General features: G+C 66.8%; 19 protein-coding genes. 11 read left to right on the top strand and 8 right to left on the bottom strand.

What is annotated here, in order from left to right; all coding sequences use genetic code 11:
• Positions 1-192: 192 nt before the first annotated feature.
• Complete coding sequence (locus tag ABZ004_RS11775; RefSeq protein WP_355679778.1) at positions 193-1,038, bottom strand: PAC2 family protein; 846 nt, start codon at positions 1,036-1,038, stop codon at positions 193-195.
• A gap of 203 nt (positions 1,039-1,241) precedes the next feature.
• Between ABZ004_RS11775 and ABZ004_RS11770 the strand changes: the two genes are divergently transcribed.
• The 7 genes from ABZ004_RS11770 (at position 1,242) to ABZ004_RS11740 (ending at position 9,897) form a co-directional block, all read left to right on the top strand.
• Positions 1,242-1,892: an HAD family phosphatase gene (locus ABZ004_RS11770; protein ID WP_355679770.1), complete on the top strand. Its 651-nt coding sequence runs from the start codon at positions 1,242-1,244 to the stop codon at positions 1,890-1,892.
• A 105-nt stretch (positions 1,893-1,997) separates the two neighbouring features.
• Complete coding sequence (locus tag ABZ004_RS11765) at positions 1,998-3,563, top strand: ABC transporter substrate-binding protein (protein WP_355679769.1); 1,566 nt, start codon at positions 1,998-2,000, stop codon at positions 3,561-3,563.
• A gap of 240 nt (positions 3,564-3,803) precedes the next feature.
• Positions 3,804-4,802 (top strand): ABC transporter permease, encoded by a 999-nt coding sequence (locus ABZ004_RS11760; RefSeq protein WP_355679768.1) that lies wholly within the window; start codon positions 3,804-3,806, stop codon positions 4,800-4,802.
• 61 nt (positions 4,803-4,863) lie between these two features.
• A complete protein-coding gene (locus tag ABZ004_RS11755; RefSeq protein ID WP_355679767.1) occupies positions 4,864-6,624 on the top strand; it encodes an ABC transporter substrate-binding protein in 1,761 nt (586 codons plus the stop codon).
• Between the two features lie 90 nt (positions 6,625-6,714).
• Positions 6,715-7,728 carry an ABC transporter permease gene (locus ABZ004_RS11750; protein WP_355679766.1) on the top strand — a complete coding sequence of 338 codons (1,014 nt, stop codon included), beginning with the start codon at positions 6,715-6,717 and terminating at the stop codon, positions 7,726-7,728.
• Entirely contained in the window at positions 7,725-8,786 is a 1,062-nt protein-coding gene (locus ABZ004_RS11745; protein WP_355679765.1) for an ABC transporter ATP-binding protein, read from the top strand. The genes ABZ004_RS11750 and ABZ004_RS11745 overlap by 4 nt, the downstream gene beginning before the upstream one ends.
• Positions 8,787-8,838: 52 nt before the next feature.
• On the top strand, positions 8,839-9,897 hold the full coding sequence (locus tag ABZ004_RS11740; RefSeq protein WP_355679764.1) for a dipeptide ABC transporter ATP-binding protein: 1,059 nt from the start codon (positions 8,839-8,841) through the stop codon (positions 9,895-9,897).
• On the opposite strand, the gene ABZ004_RS11735 is transcribed toward ABZ004_RS11740, so the two are convergent.
• Complete coding sequence (locus ABZ004_RS11735) at positions 9,863-12,274, bottom strand: tetratricopeptide repeat protein (RefSeq protein WP_355679763.1); 2,412 nt, start codon at positions 12,272-12,274, stop codon at positions 9,863-9,865. The genes ABZ004_RS11740 and ABZ004_RS11735 overlap by 35 nt on opposite strands.
• Positions 12,275-12,402: 128 nt before the next feature.
• On the opposite strand from ABZ004_RS11735, the gene ABZ004_RS11730 reads away from it, so the two are divergent.
• Positions 12,403-12,957, top strand: a complete 555-nt coding sequence (locus ABZ004_RS11730) for a hypothetical protein (protein ID WP_355679762.1) — start codon at positions 12,403-12,405, stop codon at positions 12,955-12,957.
• An 84-nt stretch (positions 12,958-13,041) separates the two neighbouring features.
• Here the strand turns inward: ABZ004_RS11730 and ABZ004_RS11725 are convergent, their stop codons facing one another.
• The 6 genes from ABZ004_RS11725 to ABZ004_RS11700 form a co-directional block, all read right to left on the bottom strand.
• The gene (locus ABZ004_RS11725; RefSeq protein ID WP_355679761.1) at positions 13,042-14,193 is read right to left on the bottom strand and encodes a hypothetical protein; all 1,152 of its coding nucleotides are present in this window, start codon (positions 14,191-14,193) and stop codon (positions 13,042-13,044) included.
• The gene (locus ABZ004_RS11720; protein WP_355679760.1) at positions 14,190-14,717 is read right to left on the bottom strand and encodes a SigE family RNA polymerase sigma factor; all 528 of its coding nucleotides are present in this window, start codon (positions 14,715-14,717) and stop codon (positions 14,190-14,192) included. The genes ABZ004_RS11725 and ABZ004_RS11720 overlap by 4 nt, the downstream gene beginning before the upstream one ends.
• A 103-nt stretch (positions 14,718-14,820) precedes the next feature.
• Positions 14,821-15,486 carry a response regulator transcription factor gene (locus ABZ004_RS11715; RefSeq protein ID WP_355679759.1) on the bottom strand — a complete coding sequence of 222 codons (666 nt, stop codon included), beginning with the start codon at positions 15,484-15,486 and terminating at the stop codon, positions 14,821-14,823.
• Positions 15,483-16,667, bottom strand: a complete 1,185-nt coding sequence (locus ABZ004_RS11710) for a histidine kinase (RefSeq protein WP_355679758.1) — start codon at positions 16,665-16,667, stop codon at positions 15,483-15,485. Before ABZ004_RS11710 ends, ABZ004_RS11715 begins: the two co-directional genes overlap by 4 nt.
• Positions 16,668-16,694: 27 nt before the next feature.
• The gene (locus ABZ004_RS11705) at positions 16,695-17,462 is read right to left on the bottom strand and encodes an ABC transporter permease subunit (protein ID WP_355679757.1); all 768 of its coding nucleotides are present in this window, start codon (positions 17,460-17,462) and stop codon (positions 16,695-16,697) included.
• Complete coding sequence (locus ABZ004_RS11700; protein ID WP_355679756.1) at positions 17,459-18,181, bottom strand: ATP-binding cassette domain-containing protein; 723 nt, start codon at positions 18,179-18,181, stop codon at positions 17,459-17,461. The genes ABZ004_RS11705 and ABZ004_RS11700 overlap by 4 nt, the downstream gene beginning before the upstream one ends.
• A 223-nt stretch (positions 18,182-18,404) precedes the next feature.
• On the opposite strand from ABZ004_RS11700, the gene ABZ004_RS11695 reads away from it, so the two are divergent.
• From ABZ004_RS11695 to ABZ004_RS11685, 3 genes are read left to right on the top strand one after another with little or no spacing between them, the layout of a single operon-like run.
• Positions 18,405-19,262 (top strand): MIP/aquaporin family protein, encoded by an 858-nt coding sequence (locus ABZ004_RS11695; RefSeq protein ID WP_355679755.1) that lies wholly within the window; start codon positions 18,405-18,407, stop codon positions 19,260-19,262.
• A gap of 27 nt (positions 19,263-19,289) precedes the next feature.
• On the top strand, positions 19,290-20,807 hold the full coding sequence (gene glpK, locus ABZ004_RS11690; RefSeq protein ID WP_355679754.1) for a glycerol kinase GlpK: 1,518 nt from the start codon (positions 19,290-19,292) through the stop codon (positions 20,805-20,807).
• Positions 20,808-20,857: 50 nt separating this feature from the next.
• A complete protein-coding gene (locus tag ABZ004_RS11685) occupies positions 20,858-22,570 on the top strand; it encodes a glycerol-3-phosphate dehydrogenase/oxidase (protein WP_355679753.1) in 1,713 nt (570 codons plus the stop codon).
• Positions 22,571-22,699: the final 129 nt, after the last annotated feature.

The raw sequence follows: 22,699 nt of genomic DNA, 5'->3' as shown, positions 1-22,699 counted from the left end.
ACGGGGCTACTCGGGGCGAGCGGGTGAGCTTCGCCGTACGGGGCTACTCGGGGCGAGCGGGTGAGCTTCGCCGTACGGGGCTACTCGGGGCGAGCGGGTGAGCTTCGCCGTACGGGGCTACTCGGGGCGAGCCGGTGAGCCTCGCCGTACGGGGCTTCCCGGGGCGGGCGCGTGAGCCTTCGCCGTACGAGGCTACTCAGGCCGGTCGGTGTTGCGGCGGCGCAAGTAGCGTTCGAACTCGGCGGCTATCGCGTCGCCGGACGCTTCAGGGAGGTCCGTCGTTTCGCGTTGTTCCTCCAGCGACGCGACGTACTCGGCGACCTCGGGGTCTTCTTCACTGAGTTCGTCGGCGCCGCGTTGCCAGGCGCGGGCGAGTTCCGGGAGATCGCCTTCGGGAATTGGGAGGTCCAAAAGGGCCTCGATCTTGCCGAGGAGGGCGAGCGACGCCTTCGGGCAGGGGGTGCCGGCGATGTAGTGCGGGATCGCGGACCAGATCGAGACCGACGGTACGCCGAGGGTGCCGCAGAGGTCGGCGAAGACGCCGGTGATGCCGGTGGGACCTTCGTACGTCGACGGCTCCAGGCTCCAGGACGCCGTCAGCTCCGGGTCGGACGACGATGCGCTGACCGGGATCGGCCGGGTGTGCGGGGCGTCGGCGAGCAGAGCGCCCAGTACGACGACCAGCTGGGCGTTCGAGTCGTCGACCAGCTCCAGGAGTTCGCGGCAGAACCCACGCCAGCGCATGTTCGGCTCGATGCCGCGGATCAGCAGGACGTCGCGGCCGGTGTCGGTCGGCCGGGCGAGGAAGACCCGGGTGGTCGGCCAGGTGAGCCGGCGGACGCCGTCGGAGTCGAACCCGACCTGCGGCCGGTTGACCTGGAAGTCGTAGTAGTCCTCCGGGTCGATCGCGGTGACGAGCTCGGCGTCCCACTCGTCGATGAGATGGTCGACTGCGCCGGTGGCCGCCTCGGCGGCGTCGTTCCAACCTTCGAACGCGGCGATCACGACCGGGTCCCTCAGGTTCGCGAGATCTACCACTCCCGCCACCCCCTTGTCCTAGTCGTCTGTAGTGGCTCCCGGCCCGGCCGGGAGCAGAGTGCCAGCCTACGTCCATCGCCGAGCCGACGCGGGTGCTTTCACGAGGAGCGGAAGTGTCGCCGTACGCCGGGCAGGCGCGAGAAGGCCGGCCGGATCGCGGACCCGCTGCATCGCGCCCGACAGCAGCAAGGGAAACTTGGCGCATGACTCTGCGCGCTGTGCTCTGGGACATGGACGGCACGCTGGTTGATTCGGAGCCGGTCTGGGCGCGGGTTCAGATGGAGTTGCTGGGCAGCCTCGGTGCGACCTGGACGATCGAGGACTGCGTTAGCCTGGTCGGCAGCGACCTGAGCGACGCGGTCGACGCGTGGATGGCGCGGATCCCGGCCGGCGCGATCGAGCGTGACGAGCTCGCCGAGCGGATGTACGGCGAGGTGGTCGGCGTCCTGAAGCAAGAGGTCGTCTTCCGGCCGGGTGCGGTCGAGCTCCTCCAGGCACTCAAGGCCGAAGGCATCCCGTGTGCTCTGGTCTCGGCGTCGTACCGGGTGATGATCGACGCCGTGCTCTCGCACCTGCCGCCTGACCTGTACGACGTGGTGGTGGCCGGCGACGAGGTCCGCAACGGCAAGCCGCATCCCGAGCCGTACCTTACCGCAGCCCGCGAACTGAAGGTGGATCCCGCCGACTGCATCGTGATCGAGGACTCGCTGGGCGGCACGGCCTCGGGTACTGCGGCCGGCGCCTTCGTCCTCGCCGTACCGCAGTGGATCGCGATCCCTGCCGCACCGCGCCGGCTGGTCGCCGAGTCGCTCGAACCGTTCACGCCGCAGTCTCTGCGCGACCTGCTCGGCTGAACCCTCCCGCCGGTGGTGCGCCTGCCGCGCAGTACCGTCTTGGTGCGGAAGTCGCGTTGCGGGGTCGCACAGCGTGTTCGGTGCGAAGGCGAGAGGGTGGAATTGGTGAAAGCGGTGAAGCGCCGGGCGGTGGCCGGCGTACTGGTGGGGTCGCTGGTACTCGCAGGATGTGGCAAGAACGACCACCCGGTCGGCCAGGGCGGTTCACCCGCGGTGCCGAAGCAGATGGTCTTGAAGGTCGCCACCGCCGACACCGTCACCTCACTGGATCCGGCCGGGCCGTACGAGATCGGCTCGCGCACTCTGCAGGCGAACGTCTTCCAGACACTGCTCACCATCACACCGGACAAGCCGACGCCGGTGCCGGACGCGGCTGATTGCCAGTACGACGCTCCGACGATCTACACCTGCAGCCTGAAGAAGGGACTCACCTTCCCGAACGGGCACGAGCTGACGTCCTCTGATGTGAAGTTCAGCTTCGACCGGATGCTCAAACTCAAGACCCCTGGTGGCCCGGCCGGACTGTTCAGTTCGGTCGCGTCGGTGACGACACCCGATGAGCTGACGGCCGTATTCAACTTGAAGAAGCCGGACGCGCGACTGCCGTACCTGCTCACCACCACAGCCGCCTCGATCGTCGACGAGCAGTTCTATCCGACGACGAAGCTGCTGAACGACACGGCGATGGGCAGTGGGCCGTACGAGCTCACGTCGTACAAGGCGGGCCGGCAGGCCGTGCTGACCAAGTTCAAGGGGTACCGCGGTGCGCGGGGCGCGCTGAACGACGGCGTTGACCTCAGCTTCGTCCGCGACTCGGCCGCGCTGACCCAGGCAGTCAGTACCGGCAAGGTGGACCTCGCGCTGCACGGGTTCGGGCCGAGCGACCTCGCGAAGCTGCGGACCGGTGAGACGGTCCAGGTCGTCGAGGCCGAATCCGCGGAGACCCGGTTCTTCTCCTTCAACTTCAAATCGGCGATCGCCCGCAGACCCGCCGTACGCCGAGCCGTCGCGCAGCTCGTCGATCGCCCGGCGATCGTCAAGAAGGCGTACGCCGACAGCGTGACGCCCTTGTATTCCGTGGTGCCGCCGGGGTTCGGCGGCCATCTGGACTCCTTCAAGACGGAGTACAAGGAGCCGAACAAGGCGGCGGCGACCGCGATCCTGCGCGAGGGCGGGATGATCGGCGCGGTCACCTTGACGATCGGCTGGACCCCCACCCACTACGGGCCAGGGGCGAAGGCCGAGGCACTGGAGCTGAAACGGCAGCTGGACGCCTCGGGGCTGTTCAAGGTCAATCTGCGGGGGCTCGAGTGGCCGCAGTACCAGCAGCAGATCCGGGCCGGCGCGTTCGACGCGTATCTGGCCGGATGGACGCCGGAGTATCCGGACAGTGACGACTACCTGGTCCCGATCGTGCGCGAGGGCGCGGTGTTCCAGAACGCGTATCGGTCACAGACTGCGAACAAGCTGATGGATCAGGAGATCGCCGAGCAGAACCAGCTCGACCGGGAGCGGTTGCTGGAGAATCTGCAGGGGGTCCTGGCGCACGACGTACCGGCGTTGCCGACCTGGCAGGGACGGTTGACGGTGGTCGCCGGCCGGGACGTCGAGAACGTCGGCGCCACGCTCAATCCGCTGTCTTTCGTGTACTTCTCAGCGCTGCGGAAGTGACCCCGCGGCCACGCAGAATATGGCCCTGGATGTGACACTGCGCGAGCCGATCGCGACTGCCAGTGTCACATCACGCTGGAAGGCCGAATTGTCCACGATACGGGACGGTTTCCTAGTCATCACGATCGGGCAACGCACCCATTCCGGCGTTTGACTCCGCAACGTAATGGCGGCAGGTTTAGGCGGCAGCCGCTGCGTGCGGCTGGCGGACCAACACACTCGGACAGGGGTAGCTATCGCGTGACGACACCACTCGAGGTCGAGCCCGGGGGAGCGGCGGCGGGAGATCCGGAAGCCATCCTGCAGGGCACCACCCGGATCGAGGGACGTTCGCTGTGGCGGATCTCCTGGACGAGGCTGAAGCGGGACAAGGTCGCGATGGTCGGCGCCGTGGTGATCGTGCTGCTCATCCTGATGGCCGTCTTCGCGCCGCTGATCGTGAAGCTGCTCGGTGACCCGCCGAACGAGTTCCACCAGAACCTGATCGACACCAAGACCGGCACCCTGGCGCCGATCGGCACCTTCGGTGGGATCAGCTGGCACCACCTGATGGGCCTGGAGCCGGTGAACGGCCGGGACATCTTCAGCCGGGTCGTCTACGGCTCGCGGATCTCGCTGCTGATCGCCTTCTTCGCGACGCTGCTGTCGGTCGCCATCGGCACCACGATGGGCATCATCGCCGGCTTCTTCGGTGGCTGGGTCGACGCCGTGATCAGCCGCTTGATGGACATCTTCCTGGCCTTCCCGCTGCTGGTCTTCGCGATCGCGCTGGCCGGTGTGATGCCGGACGAGGCGTTCGGGCTGAAGGGCAACACGCTGCGGATCTGCCTGCTGATCTTCATCGTCGGCTTCTTCAACTGGCCCTACATCGGCCGGATCATCCGCGGCCAGACGCTGTCACTGCGCGAACGCGAGTACGTCGACGCGGCGCGGAGCCTCGGCGCCAAGCGGCCGTACATCCTGTTCACCGAGATCCTGCCGAACCTGATCGGCCCGATCCTGGTCTACGCCACGCTGCTGATCCCGACGAACATCCTGTTCGAGGCGGCGCTGAGCTTCCTGGGCGTCGGTATCCGCCCGCCGACGGCGTCCTGGGGCGGCATGCTCTCCGACGCCGTGAGCTTCTACACGATGCCGCACTTCATGTTGTGGCCCGGCCTGGCCATCTTCATCACGGTTCTGGCCTTCAACCTGTTCGGTGACGGTCTGCGCGACGCCCTGGACCCGAAGGCCCATTAGTTTCACCAAAAGTAGTCCCCGTTTGACCTAGCTCCTGAGAAGAAGGGGTGGATCGGAAACGATGAACACCAGACGAATCAAGACAGCGGTCGCCGCTACCGTGGTGCTCGCTCTGTCGTTGTCTGCCTGTGGGGGCAGCAACAACAACAGCGGCGGCTCGTCGGGCGGTGACACCGCGAAGGCCGAGTTCAACGCAGCGATGACGAAGGTGTTCAACGCCTCCGACAAGAAGGGCGGCATCGTCAAGTTCGCCGACGAGAGCGCCCCCGACTCGGTGGACACCGGTGACACCTACTACGCCACCCAGTGGAACATGGTGCGCCTCTACGCGCGCTCGCTGACCATGTTCACGGTCGCGCCGGGCGACGCCAGCAACAAGCTGGTGGGTGACCTGGCCGAAGGCCTCGGTACGCCGAGCGACGGCGGTAAGACCTGGACCTACAAGATCCGCAAGGGCCTGAAGTTCGAGGACGGCACGCCGATCACCTCCAAGGACGTCAAGTACGGCGTCTCGCGGTCGACCGACAAGACCGTCTTCCCCGACGGCCCGGCGTACTTCGACTCGATGCTGAACTGGCCGGCCGGTTACAAGGGCCCGTACAAGTCGAAGGGCGTGAACACGGACTCGGCGATCTCGACGCCGGACGACAACACCATCGTGTTCCACCTGAAGGCGCCGTTCGCCGGCTTCGACTACCTCGCCATGACGCCGCAGTCGGCGCCGGTGCCGGAGGCGAAGGACCAGGGCGCGAAGCAGAAGCAGCACGTCATCTCGTCCGGTCCATACATGTTCGCCTCGTACGCCGACGGCAAGAGCTACACGCTCAAGCGCAACCCGAACTGGGACCAGGCGTCGGACCCGAACCGCAAGGCGCTGGCCGACGGCTACGACATGCAGATGAACGTCGACGCCGAAGACATCGACAACCGGCTGATCTCCGGTGACGTGGACGTCGCGCTCGCCGGTACTGGTGTCACCGCGGCGACCCAGAGCCGGGTGCTGGGCGACCCGACCCTGAAGGCCCGCGCCGACAACCCGACGCTGGCCCGTCTGTGGTACACCTCGATCAACCCGACGGTGAAGCCGTTCGACAACATCGAGTGCCGCAAGGCGATCGAGTACGCGATGGACCGTACGTCGTACCAGACCGCGTACGGCGGCGAGTTCGCCGGTGGCGCGCTGGCGACGACGATCCTGCCGCCGGTGATCCCGGGCTACAAGCAGTTCGACCTGTACCCGACCAAGGACGGCAAGGGCGACCTGGACAAGGCCAAGGAGTCGCTGACCAAGTGCGGTCAGGCGGGCGGCTTCTCGACCAACATCTCCTACCGCAACGAGCGGCCGAAGGAGAAGGCGACCGCCGAGGCGTTCCAGCAGCAGCTGGCCAAGATCGGCATCAAGGTCACCCCGAAGGGCTTCCCGAAGAAGGACTACTTCTCGACGTACGCCGGCAACCCGCCGTACGTGGCGAAGAACGGTCTCGGCCTGGTCGTCAACGGCTGGGGCGCGGACTGGAACGACGGCTACGGCTTCCTGTCCCAGATCACCGACTCCCGGGTCATCCGCGAGACCGGTGGTTCCTCGAACACCAGTGTGCGGATCCCCGAGGTCGACCAGCTGCTGGACCAGGCGCAGGGCGAGCTCGACACCGCCAAGCGTGAGGCCGACTGGGCGACCATCGACCAGAAGGTGATGGAGCAGGCGGTCATCTACCCGGGCGTCTACGCCAAGAGCCTGTTGCTGCGGGGCAAGAACCTGTCGAACGTCTTCGTCAACACGCAGTTCGGGATGTACGACTACCTGTCGCTGAGCAAGCCGTAAGTCGTTCCGTCTTCTTCAGATTAGGTAGGTGAAGGCACTTGGTGGCCGGTCCGGAAGGCTCTTCCGGACCGGCCACCGACGCCGAGGTCTGTGATCACATACATCATCAGGCGGCTGATCGCCGCGGTCGGTCTGCTGTTCGTCGTGAGCGCCATCACGTTCTCGATCTTCTACCTGGTTCCGAGACTGGCCGGCGCGACGCCGGAGACTCTCGCGACCAGGTACGTCGGCCGGACGGCGACCGCGGAGACCGTCAAGCTGACGGCGCAGAACCTCGGCTTCTACGACCCGATCGTGGTGCAGTACGGGCACTGGGCGAAAGGCATCTTCGTCGGTGAGAGCTACAACATGGGCACCGAGATCGAGCACTGCCCGGCACCGTGCCTGGGGTACTCGTTCATCACCCGCCAGCCGGTCTGGCCGGATCTGCTCGACAGAGCGCCGGTCACCCTCTCGCTGGCGGCCGGCGCATCGATCCTCTGGCTGATCGGCGGTGTCTCGATCGGGGTGCTGTCCGCCTTGCGCCGAGGGTCGCTGTTCGACCGGGCGGCGATGACGCTGGCGCTGGCCGGTGTCTCGATGCCGATCTTCTGGACCGGCCTGATGTCGCTGACCTATCTCAGTTACAAACTCGGCTGGTTCAAGGCCGGTGGAAGTTATGTGCCGATCACCCAGAATCCGATCGAGTGGGCGCAGTCGCTGTTGCTGCCCTGGATCACGCTCGCGTTCCTGTTCTCCGCGCAGTACGCGCGACTGACCCGGGCCGGCATGCTCGAGACGATGAACGAGGACTACATCCGGACGGCCCGGGCGAAGGGTCTGAAGGAGAACGTCGTCGTGGTCCGGCACGGTCTGCGGGCCGCGCTCACGCCGATCCTGACCATCTTCGGTCTGGACCTCGGTCTGCTGCTCGGCGGCGCGATCCTGACCGAGAAGGTGTTCAGCCTGAACGGTCTCGGCAAGTACGCCGTGACCGGCATCTCCGATCAGGACATGCCGAAGATCATGGGCGTCACGCTGCTCGCGGCCTTCTTCATCGTGGTTTCCAACCTGGTCGTCGACATGCTGTACGCCGTCGTCGACCCGAGAGTGCGGCTCCAGTGACCGAGCAAAGCGCAGTACAGGACAGCACTGCCCGCAACGACGCGTTCCTCCAGGTGCGCGATCTGAAGGTGCATTTCCCGACCGACGACGGTGTGGTCAAGTCCGTCGACGGGCTGACGTTCAGCCTGGACCGGGGCAAGACGCTCGGCATCGTGGGCGAGTCCGGCTCCGGCAAGAGCGTCACCAGCCTGTCGATCATGGGCCTGCACAAGGCCGGTACGGCGAAGATCTCCGGCGAGGTGCTGCTCGACGGTCAGGACCTGATCAGCTCCAGCCGCGAGGAGGTTCGGCTGCTCCGCGGCAAGCGGATGGCGATGATCTTCCAGGACCCGCTGTCGGCGATGCACCCGTACTACACGGTGGGCGCGCAGATCATCGAGGCCTACCGGGTGCACAACAAGGTGACCAAGGCGGTCGCCCGCAAGCACGCGATCGAGATGCTCGACCGGGTCGGCATCCCGCAGCCGGACAAGCGCGTCGACGCCTACCCGCACCAATTCTCCGGCGGGATGCGGCAGCGCGCGATGATCGCGATGGCGCTGTCCTGTGACCCGGACCTACTGATCGCCGACGAGCCGACCACCGCACTCGACGTGACGGTCCAGGCGCAGATCCTGGACCTGATCCGGGACCTGCAACGCGAGTTCAACTCGGCCGTCATCATCATCACCCACGACCTCGGCGTGGTCGCCGAGCTCGCCGACGACATCCAGGTGATGTACGCCGGGCGCGCGATCGAGTACGGCACCGCGGAGGACATCTTCGACCGGCCGCAGCACCCCTACACCTGGGGCCTGCTCGGTTCGATGCCGCGGATCGACCAGGAGCGGACCGAACGGCTGATCCCGATCAAGGGCACGCCGCCGAGCCTGATCAACGTGCCGCCGGGCTGTGCGTTCAACCCGCGCTGCAACTACGCGCACCTGAACGGCGGCGCCAGCGAGACCGAGGTACCGCAGTTGCTCGACATCGGCGCGGGTCATCAGGTCGCGTGCCACCTGTCACCCGAGCAGCGCAAGCACGCCTGGGAGACCGACATCAAGCCGAAGTTGTCATGATCGAGCCTGTGCGAGCCATGACTGCCGAATCTGGGAACGACGGAGCGCCACTGTGACGACCACTGAAACCGCATCGGGCACCGCGACCGCGCCGGTGGGCGAGGAGCTGCTCGCGGTGACGGGGCTGAAGAAGCACTTCCCGATCCGGCAGGGCCTGCTGCAGCGGCAGACCGGTGCGGTCCAGGCTGTCGACGGTCTCGACTTCACCGTCACCAAGGGCGAGACGCTGTCGCTGGTAGGGGAGTCCGGCTGCGGCAAGACGACCACCGGCCGGCTGCTGACCCGGCTGCTGGAGCCCACGGACGGCACGATCATCTTCGAGGGCCGCGACATCAGCCACCTGTCCGAGGGCCGGATGCGTCCGCTCCGCAAGGACGTGCAGATGATCTTCCAGGACCCGTACGGGTCGCTGAACCCGCGGCATACCGTCGGCAAGATCGTCGGAGCGCCGTTCAAGCTGCAGCACGTGAAGACGCCCAACGGCACCAAGAAGGCCGTGCAGGAGTTGCTCGAGCTGGTCGGTCTGAGCCCGGAGCACTACAACCGCTACCCGCACGAGTTCTCCGGCGGTCAGCGGCAGCGGATCGGGATCGCCCGGACGCTCGCGCTGCGGCCGAAGCTGATCGTGGCCGACGAGCCAGTGTCGGCGCTGGACGTGTCGATCCAGGCGCAGGTGGTCAACCTGCTGGAGGACCTGCAGGAAGAGTTCAACCTGACCTACGTGATGATCGCGCACGACCTCTCGGTGGTCCGGCACGTGTCGGACCGGGTCGCGGTGATGTACCTGGGCAAGATCGTCGAGATCGCCGACCGGGTCAGCCTCTACGAGAGCCCGATGCACCCCTACACGCTCGCCCTGCTGTCCGCGGTACCGATCCCGGACACCAAGGGCAAGGGCGGTCGCGAGCGCATCCGGCTCACGGGCGACGTCCCCAGCCCGATCAACCCGCCCCCGGCCTGCCGCTTCCACACCCGCTGCTGGAAGGCCCAGGACATCTGCAAAACAGTCGAACCGCCTCTGTTCGAGCTGGCCCCCGGCCACCAGGCCGCCTGCCACTTCCCGGAGAACCAGCCGGCTACTGCTGTGGCAGACCGTCCAGAATCTGCCTGACCTGCTTGGCCGCGCCCTTGTTGCGGGGCTCGAAAAGCGCGAGAGCGTCTTCCAGATGCTCTCGCGCAAGTTCCGGATCCGCGGAGTTGGCATAGACCCTTCCGAGCTGAAGATTGGCCCTGCCCTGACGGACTGGGTCATCGGCCGTGATCGCGATCGCGAGTGCTTCCTCGCCGGTGTGAATCGCGTTCTTCGTGTCGCTCAGGCGGCCATAGGCATCGGACAGATCGATCAGGAGGTTGCAGAGGTTGAGGCGCATCCCGGTCCTCTTGGACAGCTCGGCCGATTGCTCGAGGTTGCGGACGGCTTCGTCGAGGCGGCCCATGTCCATGCTGGCGCAGCCGACGTTGTGCAAGGCCAGGGCACGACCGATCTGGTCGCCCGACTCGCTACAGAGCTCCAGGCTCTGGATGAAATAGTCGTAGCCGGTCTCAAAGGCACCGAGCTGACAGTGGCTCGCCCCGAGATTGTTCAGGGACAGGTTGGCAGCCTTCGCGTTGCCGATGGTCATGTTGACCTTCAGCGCCCGCTCGGCCGTGGCGATCGCCTCGACGAACCGCCCGCTCTCACTGAGCAGTCGCGACGCGTTGTTGAGGGAGACACCTTCGCCCAGGGGATAGCCGGCTTCCACGAATCCTGAGCTGGCCGTGTGGAAACTGGCCAGCGCTTGGTCGGGCTGACCAAGTTCAGCCTGGGCGATGCCGAGATAGCAATGCAGGATGGCTTGGAGGTCTTGTTGGGAGGTGCCCTGGAGAGCCTGCTGGACAAGGGTCGCGAAATCGATGAAGCGTCCGCCCGCCAAGAAGTAGTGGCCCAAACCGATCACCAGGCTCGCCAGCCGGTTCACGCGGCTCGTGCTATCCGCCGAAAGTTGCGTCGCCAGTTTGACGATGGTGTCGTGCTCGGACGTCAGCCACCGGAACAGCGCTGCTGCGTCTGTGATCGTGGGTTCGATTTCCGGATCGTCAGGCTTCTCCCAGTGCAGGCCGAAGCTCATCGGTTCGGCGATTCGGGTGGTTCGCCAGGCCATGGTCTCGTAGACATCCAGCAGCCTGTCCAGCGCCTGGTTCTGGTCCGCCGGCGACCAGCGTTGATCGGCAAGTTCACGCGCGTAAAGGTGCAGGAGATCGTGCAGTTGATACCGGGCAGGCCCCGGTGCCATCAGCAGGTTGGCATCGACCATCCGCTCGAGCACTCCCTGAGCTGCTCGTTGCTCCTTGCCGATGAGGCGAGCAGCCGCGACCGCTGTCAGGCTGGTCGCATCGATGAGGCCAAGGGCTGCGAAGGCGGCTTCGGAGAGATCGCCGGCCGGGGCCGGAGCGTCGTCGTCGCGCCCGAAGGACACCGCCAGGCTGGCGCGCACGGTAGCGTCCTCGACGGCCAGTTCATCAAGGCGATGCTGCTCGTTCCGGAGCCGGTCGACCAAGTGCTCGACCAGCCAGGCCGGTTGAGCGACCAACCGGCCGGCGGCGATCTGAATCGCCAGCGGGAGTCCGGCACAGATCCTGATCAGCTCCGCCGTCGCGTCAGGCTCTGCGTCCACGCGATCCGGACCGACGACAGAACGCAGCAGTTGCAGGGCGGTCGATTCGTCGAGGACATCGAGCTGGAGGTGACAGTTGGCTGGGAGGCGAGTGAGCCAAACTCGGCTGATTACGAGTACCGCGCAGGTCGGCGCGGCCGGGAGCAACGGTGAGACCTGCTCGATGTCGCTGGCATTGTCCAGAACGATCAGGACACGACGGCCGAACAATCTGCTGCGGAGCAACGAGCTGGCTTCGGCGCTGTTGACCGGAACCTCGGAGTCGGCCACACCGGTTGCCCGGAGCAATGAATAGAGGGCTTCGCTCTCCCGGAGGGACGGGGAGGGGCCGAATCCGCCAAGGTTCAGATACAGCTGACCATCGGGGAACTGGTCGGCGATCTCTGCAGCGACGGCGGCCGCCAAGGCCGATTTGCCGACGCCGGCCATGCCGTGAATCGCCACCACTGGCAGACTGCCGGAGGCAGCAGGTGTCGCAGTCAGCGCCTGGCAGGCCTCGTTGAACTCAGCATCGCGGCCGCTGAAGTGCGTGGGCACCAGAGGAAGCTGCTGGGAGACCGTCCAGTTCTGGCTCGGAGCATCCGAGGCCGGCGGTGGTTTCGGCCGGTTGTCTCGCTTCGGTATCGCGTTCAACAGGGCGGTCCGGGTGGGCTGGTCGAGCTTGAGAGCGTCCATCAGGCGATTCACGGTGGCTGGCTGCGGATAGCGGCGCTCACCGTGCTCGAGCAGCCTGATGGCCTGGTCCGACAGTCCAGCGAGTTCGCCCAGGCCCTGCTGGGTGAGACCTGCATCTCGTCTGAGACGACGCAACTGCGCTCCGAACGACTGCTCCACACTGACTCCCCAGGTTCGACTCGGACACCGGCCCGAAGTGTAGGGGCCAATCGTATGGTTTGTCGCTGGTCGATGATGTCGCTCCTAGTGACGATGGAGTCTCCGCCTGACACGAGGAGAAACACGACATGAGAAGTCGATCCAGAGGAATTCTGGCTGGGGCACTGGGGTGCCTGCTACTGCCGGTGACGCTGGCAGTGCCCGCCCACGCGACCGAGCAAGGACCGTGCGGCCCGGAGACCTACTACAAGGTGGCCGCCCTGGGGAGCACGACGTTCGCCGCGGTCGCGTCACCCGCGGGCAAGTACAACGATTCGCCCAGCACGGCGAACCTCTCGTACACACTGACAACGACGAAGACCTCTTCGTCGTCGGTCGAGGTGGGTGGGACGCTGACGATCGGGGGCGCCATTGCCAAGGTCGAGGCGAGCACCAGCTTCGACGTCACGAGCTCGGTCTCATCAGGAAAGTCAGTGACCGATACTCTCCCGGTACCAGGCCACTACCGTGGTTTCGACCAGCCGGGGGTCCTCCGGCGTCGGTTCCACATCACCAAATGGCACACCCTCACCAACTGCAGTGAGAGCCAGATCGAGGACTCCGGAACCTACAACATGATCGTCGGCTGGCCGTTCTTCGCGAGTTGCGTAACAACAGCGCCCTCCTGCACACCAAGGTATTAGTTCCGCGATAGTTCCAATCTTGGCTCCGAACAGCTGATAGAGAACGGCCGGAGAGCCCGCTCGGGTTCTCCGGCCGTTTTGTTGCTACTGGTTGAAGGATTGGCCGGTGGGGGCCTGCCAGCCGATCGGGATGCCGTCGTTGGACGGTGGGTAGGGCGCGAACCTGGGGACGGCGACGGTGCAGGTGGCGGTTCTGACCGAGCAGGTCATGAGGTCGAGTGGGGTTTTGTCCTCATCGTCCATGGACTTCATGCCGACGGTGGTGAAGCGGTCGTTGTCCAGCCAGGTGCTGAGGAACATCACGTCGTGCCCGGCGCTGTTCAGCTTGATCTCGCCGCCGCTGTCGGTGCCAAAGAGATAGGTCTCGTTGCCGGACTCCGAGAAGAAGTACTTGCCGTCGGGGGAGAGGTTGCCGTCGGTTTCGCCGGCGATGAGGTGCGATGAGCCGAGCTTCGGCGCCACCGCGATGCCGGTGATCGAGCCGCCGTGCGGGTCGTTGACGGTGTAGGCGAGTTGGCCGTTCGCGACATCGACGAGGGTCTGCGGGGAGAGACCGGGGCCGAGCAGGGTGTCCGTCGATTTGGCGATGTCCCAGCGGTGCAGGCCGTCGAGGGTCGCGAGGTAGGCCTGGTTGTTGTCGATGGCAATGATTCGCGGTTCGCGATCCGGGTTGGGCGGCTGGCCGGCCTTGTTCCCGGTCGGCGTGCGCGCGAGTTCCTCTCCGCTGGCGACGTCGTACAGGACGAACTGGCGGACCGGGGCGCTGGCGTCCACCCAGCCGACGACCGTGCCGTCGTCGTCGGCGGTGAGCTCCTGGCGTTTGTTGCCGGCGCCGATCTTGAGGTTGCCCCGGCCGGCGGTGAAGTAGACGGTGCCGTCGCTGGTCGAGAAGACGAAGCCGGCGTCGGTCTGGACGAACGAGCTGATCCGCTCCGGTCCGACCTTGATCACGTCGGCGCCGAAGTGGATCTGGCCGCCGGTCGCGAAGGTCGGCCGCCGCTCCTTGAAGCTCGGTACGCCGCCGGCCGGCGCCGGTTCCGGATCGGCGAGGTTCTTCGCGGTGACGACTCCACCGGCGAGAACCAGCGTGCCGGCGGCGACGACCGTGGTGATCGTGAGGGTGCGCCGGCGGCGGATCCGGGTGTTGCCGGCGCCGATGATCGCGTCGAGGTCGAGCGGGGGTTCGGTGACGGCTGTGGCTCGCTCGGTCAGAGTGTCCTTCAACAGGCCGGTCATTTCGCTACCACCATCTCCATGATCAGTACGGCGTCGGGGCCCAGCCGAGCACGTAGTTTCTTCAAGGCGTGTGAGGTCTGGCTCTTCACCGTGCCGACGGTGCAGCCGAGCACCCGAGCCGTCTCGGGCTCGGTCAGATCCTCGTAGTACCGCAGGACCAGGGCAGCGCGCTGCCGTGGCGGCAGCGCCTGGAGTTCCTCCCACAGCCAGACGCGTGCGGTGACGTCGTCGTCGTGATGGGCGGTGGGAAGTTCCGGTACGTCGTTCCGCGGCCGCTCCGCCTGCCAGGACTTGCGTCGCCACCAGCTGATGGCGGTGTTCGTGATCACCTTGCGGGTGTAGGACTCGGCGTTGGCCGAGTCGTCGAGCCGCTTCCAGGCGACATACGTCTTCGTCAGCGCCTCCTGCACCAGATCCTCGGCCAGCCCACGCTCACCGGCCAGCAGATAGGCATAGCGATACAGCGCCCTATGCCGACTGGTGGCGAACTCCACGAACCCCCCAGATTCGTCCCCGGTTGCCATCTGATTCCTCTCACCTGGTCAATGCCCCGCTTCTACTCGCCCTGACGCGATGAGTTCGATCAATGGTTGGCCGGGATCGCTGCCCGATCGGGCAGCTGGTCTTTCACCCGCAGCCGGGGCGGACGATGCCGGTTTCGTAGGCGTGGACGATGACCTGGGCGCGGTCGCGGAGGGCGAGTTTGGTGAGGATGCGGCTGACGTGGACCTTGACGGTCGGTTCGGAGATGAAGAGGTGTTCGGAGATCTCCCGGTTGGAGCGGCCGCGGGCGATCTCGAGGAGGATCTCGCGCTCCCGGTCGGTGAGGCCTTCGAGAGGTACTTCCGCGGGTGGCTGGAGAGGTTCTGGTAGGTGCGGGGTGAACTGTTCGATCAGCCGCCGGGTGACGTCGGGCGCTACTGCTGCGGCGCCGCCCGCGACTACCCGGATGCCGCTGATCAGGTCGGCGGGGAGCGCGTCCTTGATGAGGAAACCGGAGGCGCCGGCCCGCAGAGCCGCGTACACGTATTCGTCGAGGTCGAAGGTGGTCAGGACCAGGATCTTGGCGGGGGAGCCGGACGCGACGATCCGGCGGGTGGCCTCGATCCCGTCGAGGACCGGCATCCGGATGTCCATCAGGACCACGTCGGGCGCGAGCGTTCTGGTCAGCGAGAGCGCTTCCTGACCGTTTCCGGCTTCGCCGACCACCTCGAGATCCGGTTCCTGGCTGAGGAACGCGCGGAATCCGAGCCGGAGCAGGGCCTGGTCATCGGCCAGAAGAACCCTGATCATGACGTCACCTGCCCGAGATCGAGCGGGAGGTGGGCGTGCAGGTGCCAGCCGGTCGGCTGGAGCGGCATGGCCCGGATGGTCCCGCCGTACGCCGTGGTGCGCTCGGTGATGCCGAGCAGACCGTGGCCACCCGGGATCGGGGCGGAGGGCGGCGTACGGGCGCCGTCGTCGGTGATGTCGAGGTCCAGTCCGTCGGAAGTGCTTTGCAGGCGGACCGAGGCCTGGGCGGTGGGTCCGGCGTGCTTGAGGGTGTTGGTGAGGGCTTCCTGGACGATCCGGTAGACGACCAGGCCGGCGCCCGCGGAGAGCGCTCCCTGGAGTTCTCCGACGTCGAGCTCCACGGCCAGCCCGGCGTCACGGACCTGGGCGACGAGGTCATCGAGGTCGGCGATCCCCGGCTGCGGTGCCAGTGAATGACCATCCCGCAGTACGCCGACCAGCCGGCGCATGTCCGCCAGCGCGGCACGTCCGGTGCTGGACGACTGCCGCATCAATTCGGTCGCCTGACCGGGATCGGTCGCAGCCGTCGCGGCCGCACCATCGGCCAGCGCGACCATGACGGCCAGGTTGTGCGCCACCACGTCGTGGACCTCGCGCGCCAACTTGGTCCGCTCTGCCCCGACCGCGATCCGTGCCTGCGCTTCCAGTTCCTGTTGCCGGTGCCGGATCCGTTCCTGCTCGGCCTTCTCACGCAAGCGCAGGGAGATCGCCAGCAGGCAGACGACCGCGCCGATCGAGCAGATCCCGACCACGGTCGGCAACTGGCCGTCGGTGGTCAAGGTCGCGACAACCAGCGCGGTCAGCGCTCCTGCGAGCGCGGGCCACAGGTGGAACAACCGGGCGTACCGGGCAATGCCGTACAGGGCGAACAGTGGGGCGAAGACGAGGTAGACGCCGGCGACGTTCAGCAGAACGCAGAGGCCGACGAGGGTGAGGACCGACCAGAAGACGACGACCGGCGCCCGGCGCCGCCAGATCAGCGGCAGGTGGACGGCGGCGTACAGCAGCCACGTCGCACCGGTGATCCCCGGCCCTGATCCGACCGCCCCCGGTGCGGTCGAGCCGCCGACGCTCGCCGGGAGCAGGATCAGCGCCACCAACCCGGTCAGGCACGCGTCCACCAGTCGTGGCGGCTGGATCACCCACCGGCGGTGTGCCGGTCCACCCCATCGGCTGGTCAACGCAATGTCCTCCGGCTCGTCAACGGATCAGACGTCGCGGCGCCGGAGCAACGCTGCGGCCCACGCCAGCAACAGGATGACCCACCCGAGGACCACAGCGGTCGAGACGCCGGGGGAGAGCATCACGTCCGGCGCACTCCCGACCTGGACCATCCCCTCCGACACATTCCGGAACATGCCCTGCAACGCAAGGGTCGGAAAATACGGCAGTACGCCATGGAACGACACCGGCAACGCGGACAACAGCACCGACGGCAGAACAACCAAAAGGACGACGTACGCCGACAGGGCACCCGCCGTACTGCGGAGCAACGTGCCCAACGCGAGCGCCATCACCCCCGCGGCCACGGTCGCACCGACGGCCCCGAACAACGACCCGAGGATCCCCGGATCTCCCAGCGAGAGGCGGAAAGCGCTGTCGGTGAAAGCCTGATAGGTCAGGAATGCCCCGAAGTACGCAACCAGCAGGGCAGGTGTCGCCACCACGACCAGGACGATCGCCTTCGCCCACAACACCGGCAGCCGGCGTGGCACCGCGGTGAAGGTCGACCGGATCACACCGGACTGGAACTCGCCGGTCATCATGGTCAGCCCGAACACCCCGACCGCCACCGCGAACAGCAGGAATCCGCCGCCGACACTGATAGTCGCCGGCGTCGGACGCGCATGGTTGGTGTGCCCGATCCAGCCGGACATCGCGCTGAACACCACCGGCAACGCGATCAGTACGCCCCAGTTCGACGACGACAGTTTGGTCCATTCGGACCGGAGTACGCGCTGGAAGGCCAGACTCATCGCAGGCCTCCGGAGAACTCGACCGCGTCGCCGGTCAGCTGAAGGTAGGCCGCTTCGAGCGAGGCATGGCCGGCGGTGAACTCGGTCATCGGCAGATCGGCCAGTAGCCGCCCGCGCCCGACCACCACGAGCTGGTCCGCGGTCAACGCCATCTCGCTGATCAGGTGCGACGACACCAGGACCGTCCGCCCTTCCGCTGCCTGCGCCCGGAGCAGATTGCGCAGCCAGTGCACACCGGCCGGGTCGAGGCCGTTCGTCGGCTCGTCGAGGACCAAAGTGGCCGGCTCGCCCAACAGCACCGCCGCGATCCCCAGCCGCTGCCGCATCCCGAGCGAGAACTCAGCCGCCGACTTCCCAGCCACCGACGTCAGCCCGACCGTGGCGAGCACCTCATCCACCCTCGTCGCCGCAATCCCGTGCGTCTGCGCCAACGCCAACAGATACCGGTACGCCGTGCGCCCGCGCTGCACCGGAGTAGCCTCCAGCAGCGCCCCCACTTGCCGCAGCGGATCGCGCAACTCGGCGTACGCCTGCCCGTCGATCGTCGCACTCCCACTGGTGGCCCTGGCCAGCCCGAGCAGGATGCGCATCGTCGTCGACTTCCCGGCCCCGTTCGGCCCGAGAAACCCCGTCACCACCCCCGGCCGGACGGTGAAACTCAACCCGTCCACCACCGCCGCGTTCCCGTATCTCTTGGTCAAGTCCGTGATCTCGATCATGCCCCTGACGCTAGAAACTCCGGCCGGTCGGCACGTCCGGCTGACGTCTAGACCAGTCGCCACACAGGTACATCCAAAGACGTAGCCGGCGCGCCGGGGTGTCGCAGCCGGGCACCAGGGTGTTCGCGTTCGACAATGTCGAACGGAAGGCGTTGTGCCGCCTCGCAGACGCTCCTAGATTCCAGTTCTCCGTGGTCGTCACGGGGTGGAAGGGAGACCAAGCATGGCCACGACTGAGGCAGTCAAGGCGAAAACCCTTCTGGGGGAGTGTTCCGCCGAGCTCGCCGGTACGTTCATCCTGATCCTGTTCGGCTGTGGCGTCGTCGCCCAGGTCGTCGCCGGAGGTATCGGCGACCACGACTCGATCGCGTGGGCCTGGGGACTCGGTGTGACACTGGGTATCTACGTGGCGGGCCGGATGACCGGCGCGCACCTGAATCCGGCGGTGACGATCGCGCTGGCGGCGTTCCGTGGGTTCAGCTGGAAGAAGGTGCTGCCGTACTCGGTGGCACAGTTCCTCGGAGCGTTCCTGGCGGCGCTCGTAGTTCGCTGGAACTACACCGAGGCACTGCACAAGGTCGACCCGGGTCTGACGATCAAGACCCAGGGCGTGTTCTCGACCCTGCCTGGCAACGGCAGCATGGATCTCGGCGTCCACCTGTGGGGCGGCTTCCGGGACCAGATCATCGGTACCGCGATCCTGATGATGGTGATCCTGGCCATCACCGACCTGCGCAACACCTCCCCGGCGGCCAACCTGGCACCGTTCATCGTCGGCCTGCTGGTGGTCGGCATCGGGATGGCGTGGGGCACCAACGCCGGGTACGCGATCAACCCGGCCCGTGACTTCGGTCCGCGGCTGGCGTCCTTCTTCACCGGGTACGGCGGGGCGATGAAGGATCAGTTCGGGGACGTCTATTTCTGGGTGCCGATCGTGGCACCGATCATCGGCGCGCTGGTCGGCGCGGCCCTGTACGACCTGCTGGTCGGGCGCAACCTGCCGATCGCGGACGAGGACGAGGAACCAGGCCGGATTCCCGGGGGCGACCCCGAGACCGAGACCAGGGCCGCCACCGCATGACCACCAAGTGTGAGGAGAGGAAATTCCATGGCTGACTTCGTAGGTGCCGTCGACCAGGGCACCACGAGCACGCGCTTCATGATCTTCGACCACTCCGGCAACGAGGTGGGCAAGCACCAGCTGGAGCACGAGCAGATCCTGCCGCAGGCCGGCTGGGTGGAGCACAACCCGACGGAGATCTGGGAGCGGACCAGCTCGGTGATCCAGACCGCGCTGAACGCGAACGGGCTGCATGCGAGCGACCTGGCGGCGCTCGGCATCACCAACCAGCGCGAGACGGCCGTGGTCTGGAACCGCAAGACCGGCCGGCCGTACTACAACGCGATCGTCTGGCAGGACACCCGGACCGACCGGATCGCCTCGGCGCTCGAGCGGGAGGGCAAGGGCGAGGTGATCCGGCAGAAGGCCGGCCTGCCGCCGGCGACGTACTTCTCGGCCGGCAAGGTGCAGTGGATCCTGGAGAACGTCGACGGCGTCCGCGAGGCCGCCGAGGCCGGTGACGCCGTCTTCGGCAACACCGACACCTGGCTGCTGTGGAACCTGACCGGCGGGACCCAGGGCGGCGTCCATGTCACCGACGTCACCAACGCCAGCCGGACCATGCTGATGAACCTCGAGACCCTCGACTGGGACGACGAGCTCATCTCCTTCTTCAACATCCCCCGGCAGATGCTGCCGGAGATCCGGCCGTCGTCGGATCCCGACAAGTACGGCGAGACACTCGCGAACGGCCCGCTCGGTGGCGTCGTCGCGCTCACGGGTGACCTCGGCGACCAGCAGGCCGCGACCGTCGGCCAGGTCTGCTTCAAGCCCGGCGAAGCCAAGAACACCTACGGCACCGGCAACTTCATGCTGCTGAACACCGGCACCGAGCTGGTCCGTTCGAAGGCGGGCCTGCTCAGCACGATGTGCTACAAGTTCGGCGACGAAGACCCGGTCTACGCGTTGGAGGGATCCATCGCCGTCACGGGTTCCGCGGTCCAGTGGCTGCGTGACCAGCTCGGCATCATCTCCGGTGCCAGCGAGACGGAGACGCTGGCTCGTCAGGTCGCGGACAACGGCGGTGTGTACTTCGTACCGGCGTTCTCCGGCCTGTTCGCGCCGTACTGGCGGTCGGATGCCCGCGGTGCCATCGTCGGTCTGTCCCGGTTCAACACGAACGCTCACCTGGCGCGCGCAACACTGGAAGCGATCTGCTACCAGAGCAAGGACGTGGCGGACGCGATGGAGAAGGACTCCGGCGTGAAGCTCGACGTACTGAAGGTGGACGGCGGTGTCACGGCGAACGAGCTGTGCATGCAGATGCAGGCCGACATCCTGGGCGTACCGGTGAGCAAGCCGGTCGTCGCGGAGACCACGGCACTCGGTGCGGCGTACGCGGCCGGGCTGGCGGTCGGGTTCTGGAAGACCAAGGAAGAGCTGGTCCAGAACTGGAACGAGGACAAGCGCTGGAACCCGGAGTGGAACGACGAGCAGCGTGCTGCCGGGTACAAGGGCTGGGAGAAGGCCGTGAAGCGCACGCTCGACTGGGTGGACGTCGACTAGTTCGGTCGTAACCCCGTAGTACAAGGCAAGAAAGACGGAAGGAAAGCACAGTGGGCGCAGTGGCTCTGTCACCGCAAGCGAGGTCCGAGGCCATCGACGCGATGGCGGACGGCCGGGAACTGGACATCCTGGTGATCGGTGGCGGGGTGGTCGGCACCGGGTCGGCCCTCGACGCCGCGACCCGGGGCCTGACCACGGGGTTGCTGGAGGCTCGCGACTTCGCGAGCGGGACCTCCAGCAGGTCCAGCAAGCTGATCCACGGCGGTTTGCGCTACCTGGAGATGCTCGACTTCCGTCTGGTGCACGAGGCGCTGCAGGAGCGTGGTCTGCTGCTGCAGCGCCTGGCACCGCACCTGGTGAAGCCGGTGCCGTTCTTGTACCCACTGCAGCACCGGTGGTGGGAGCGGTTCTACGCCGGCTCGGGTGTGGCGCTGTACGACGCCATGGCGCTCAGCTCCGGGCTAGGCGCCGGTCTTCCGATCCACAAGCACCTGACGCGTCGGGGTGCGATGCGGCTGGTTCCGTCGCTGAAGAAGTCCGCCCTGGTCGGCGCACTCCAGTACTACGACGCGCAGGTCGACGATGCCCGGCACACGATGGAGCTGGCCCGTACGGCGGCGTCGTACGGTGCTCATGTCGCCAACCGGGTGAAGGTGACCGGGTTCCTCCGGCAGGGTGAGCGGGTGACCGGCGTCCAGGCGAAGGACCTGGAGAGCGGCCGGGAGTTCGAAGTACGGGCCAAGCAGGTCGTCAACGCGACCGGGGTGTGGACCGATGACACCCAGGCGATGGTCGGTGAGCGCGGGCAGTACCACGTGCGCGCGTCGAAGGGCATCCACCTGGTCGTGCCGAAGGACCGGATCCAGTCGAGCACCGGGATGATCCTGCGGACCGAGAAGTCGGTGCTGTTCATCATCCCCTGGGGCCGGCACTGGCTGATCGGCACGACGGACACCGACTGGAACCTGGACAAGGCGCATCCGGCCGCGACCAGCAAGGACATCGACTACCTGCTCGACCACGTCAACGCGGTGCTCACCACGCCGTTGACGCGGGAGGACGTGGAAGGCGTGTACGCCGGCCTCCGACCCCTTCTGGCGGGGGAGTCGGAGAGTACGTCGAAGCTCTCCCGCGAGCACGTGGTCGCACATGCGGCCCCGGGCCTCGTGGTGGTTGCCGGTGGCAAGTACACGACGTACCGGGTGATGGCCAAGGACGCCGTCGATGCGGCCGCGAACGCGCTCGACGGGCGGGTGCCGAAGTCGGTCACCAAGAACACGCCGCTGGTCGGCGCGGACGGGTACCACGCGATGTGGAACCAGCGGCACCTGATCGCGCAGCGCTCGGGACTGCACGTGGCGCGCATCGAGCACCTGCTCAACCGGTACGGCGCTCTGGTCGACGAGGTGCTCGCGCTCGTCGAGAAGGATCCGTCCCTGGGTGAGCAGCTGCCCGGGACGCAGGACTACCTGAAGGCAGAGGTCGTCTACGGCGCCACGAACGAAGGCGCCCGGCACCTGGACGACATCCTCGCCCGGCGGACCCGGATCTCGATCGAGGCCTGGGACCGGGGCGTGGAGGCGGCCGAGGCGGCTGCCCGCCTGATGGCCCCGGTCCTCGGCTGGGACGAAGCGACGATCGAGCGCGAGATCTCCTTCTACACCCAACGCGTCCAGTCCGAACGCGACTCCCAGGACCAACCCGACGACGAGTCCGCCGACAAGGTCCGCCTGGAGGCACCGGACATCGTCTCCCCGGCCTGAGCTTCAAGCCCCTCGAGGATGCTCGAGGGGCTTCTGCTTGTGCCCCATGACGGTGCCGATCAGTGCGGTGCCGGGCGCGGCATGCTCCGGGCCGGCTTCGAGATCAGCTACGAACGCCAGAACTGGATC

The organism is Kribbella sp. NPDC006257 (genome assembly GCF_040613535.1).
Classification (GTDB): Bacteria; Actinomycetota; Actinomycetes; order Propionibacteriales; family Kribbellaceae; genus Kribbella.
This window is presented reverse-complemented; position numbering and strand designations above follow the sequence as displayed.

Coding starts and splice junctions, on each gene's coding strand:
- ABZ004_RS11770 (WP_355679770.1), top strand. CDS start 1,242: ATGACTCTGCGCGCTGTGCTCTGGGACATGGACGGCACGCTGGTTGAT.
- ABZ004_RS11695 (WP_355679755.1), top strand. CDS start 18,405: ATGGCCACGACTGAGGCAGTCAAGGCGAAAACCCTTCTGGGGGAGTGT.
- ABZ004_RS11720 (WP_355679760.1), bottom strand. CDS start 14,717: ATGGCAACCGGGGACGAATCTGGGGGGTTCGTGGAGTTCGCCACCAGT.
- ABZ004_RS11715 (WP_355679759.1), bottom strand. CDS start 15,486: ATGATCAGGGTTCTTCTGGCCGATGACCAGGCCCTGCTCCGGCTCGGA.
- ABZ004_RS11700 (WP_355679756.1), bottom strand. CDS start 18,181: ATGATCGAGATCACGGACTTGACCAAGAGATACGGGAACGCGGCGGTG.
- glpK (WP_355679754.1), top strand. CDS start 19,290: ATGGCTGACTTCGTAGGTGCCGTCGACCAGGGCACCACGAGCACGCGC.
- ABZ004_RS11730 (WP_355679762.1), top strand. CDS start 12,403: ATGAGAAGTCGATCCAGAGGAATTCTGGCTGGGGCACTGGGGTGCCTG.
- ABZ004_RS11725 (WP_355679761.1), bottom strand. CDS start 14,193: ATGACCGGCCTGTTGAAGGACACTCTGACCGAGCGAGCCACAGCCGTC.
- ABZ004_RS11755 (WP_355679767.1), top strand. CDS start 4,864: ATGAACACCAGACGAATCAAGACAGCGGTCGCCGCTACCGTGGTGCTC.
- ABZ004_RS11705 (WP_355679757.1), bottom strand. CDS start 17,462: ATGAGTCTGGCCTTCCAGCGCGTACTCCGGTCCGAATGGACCAAACTG.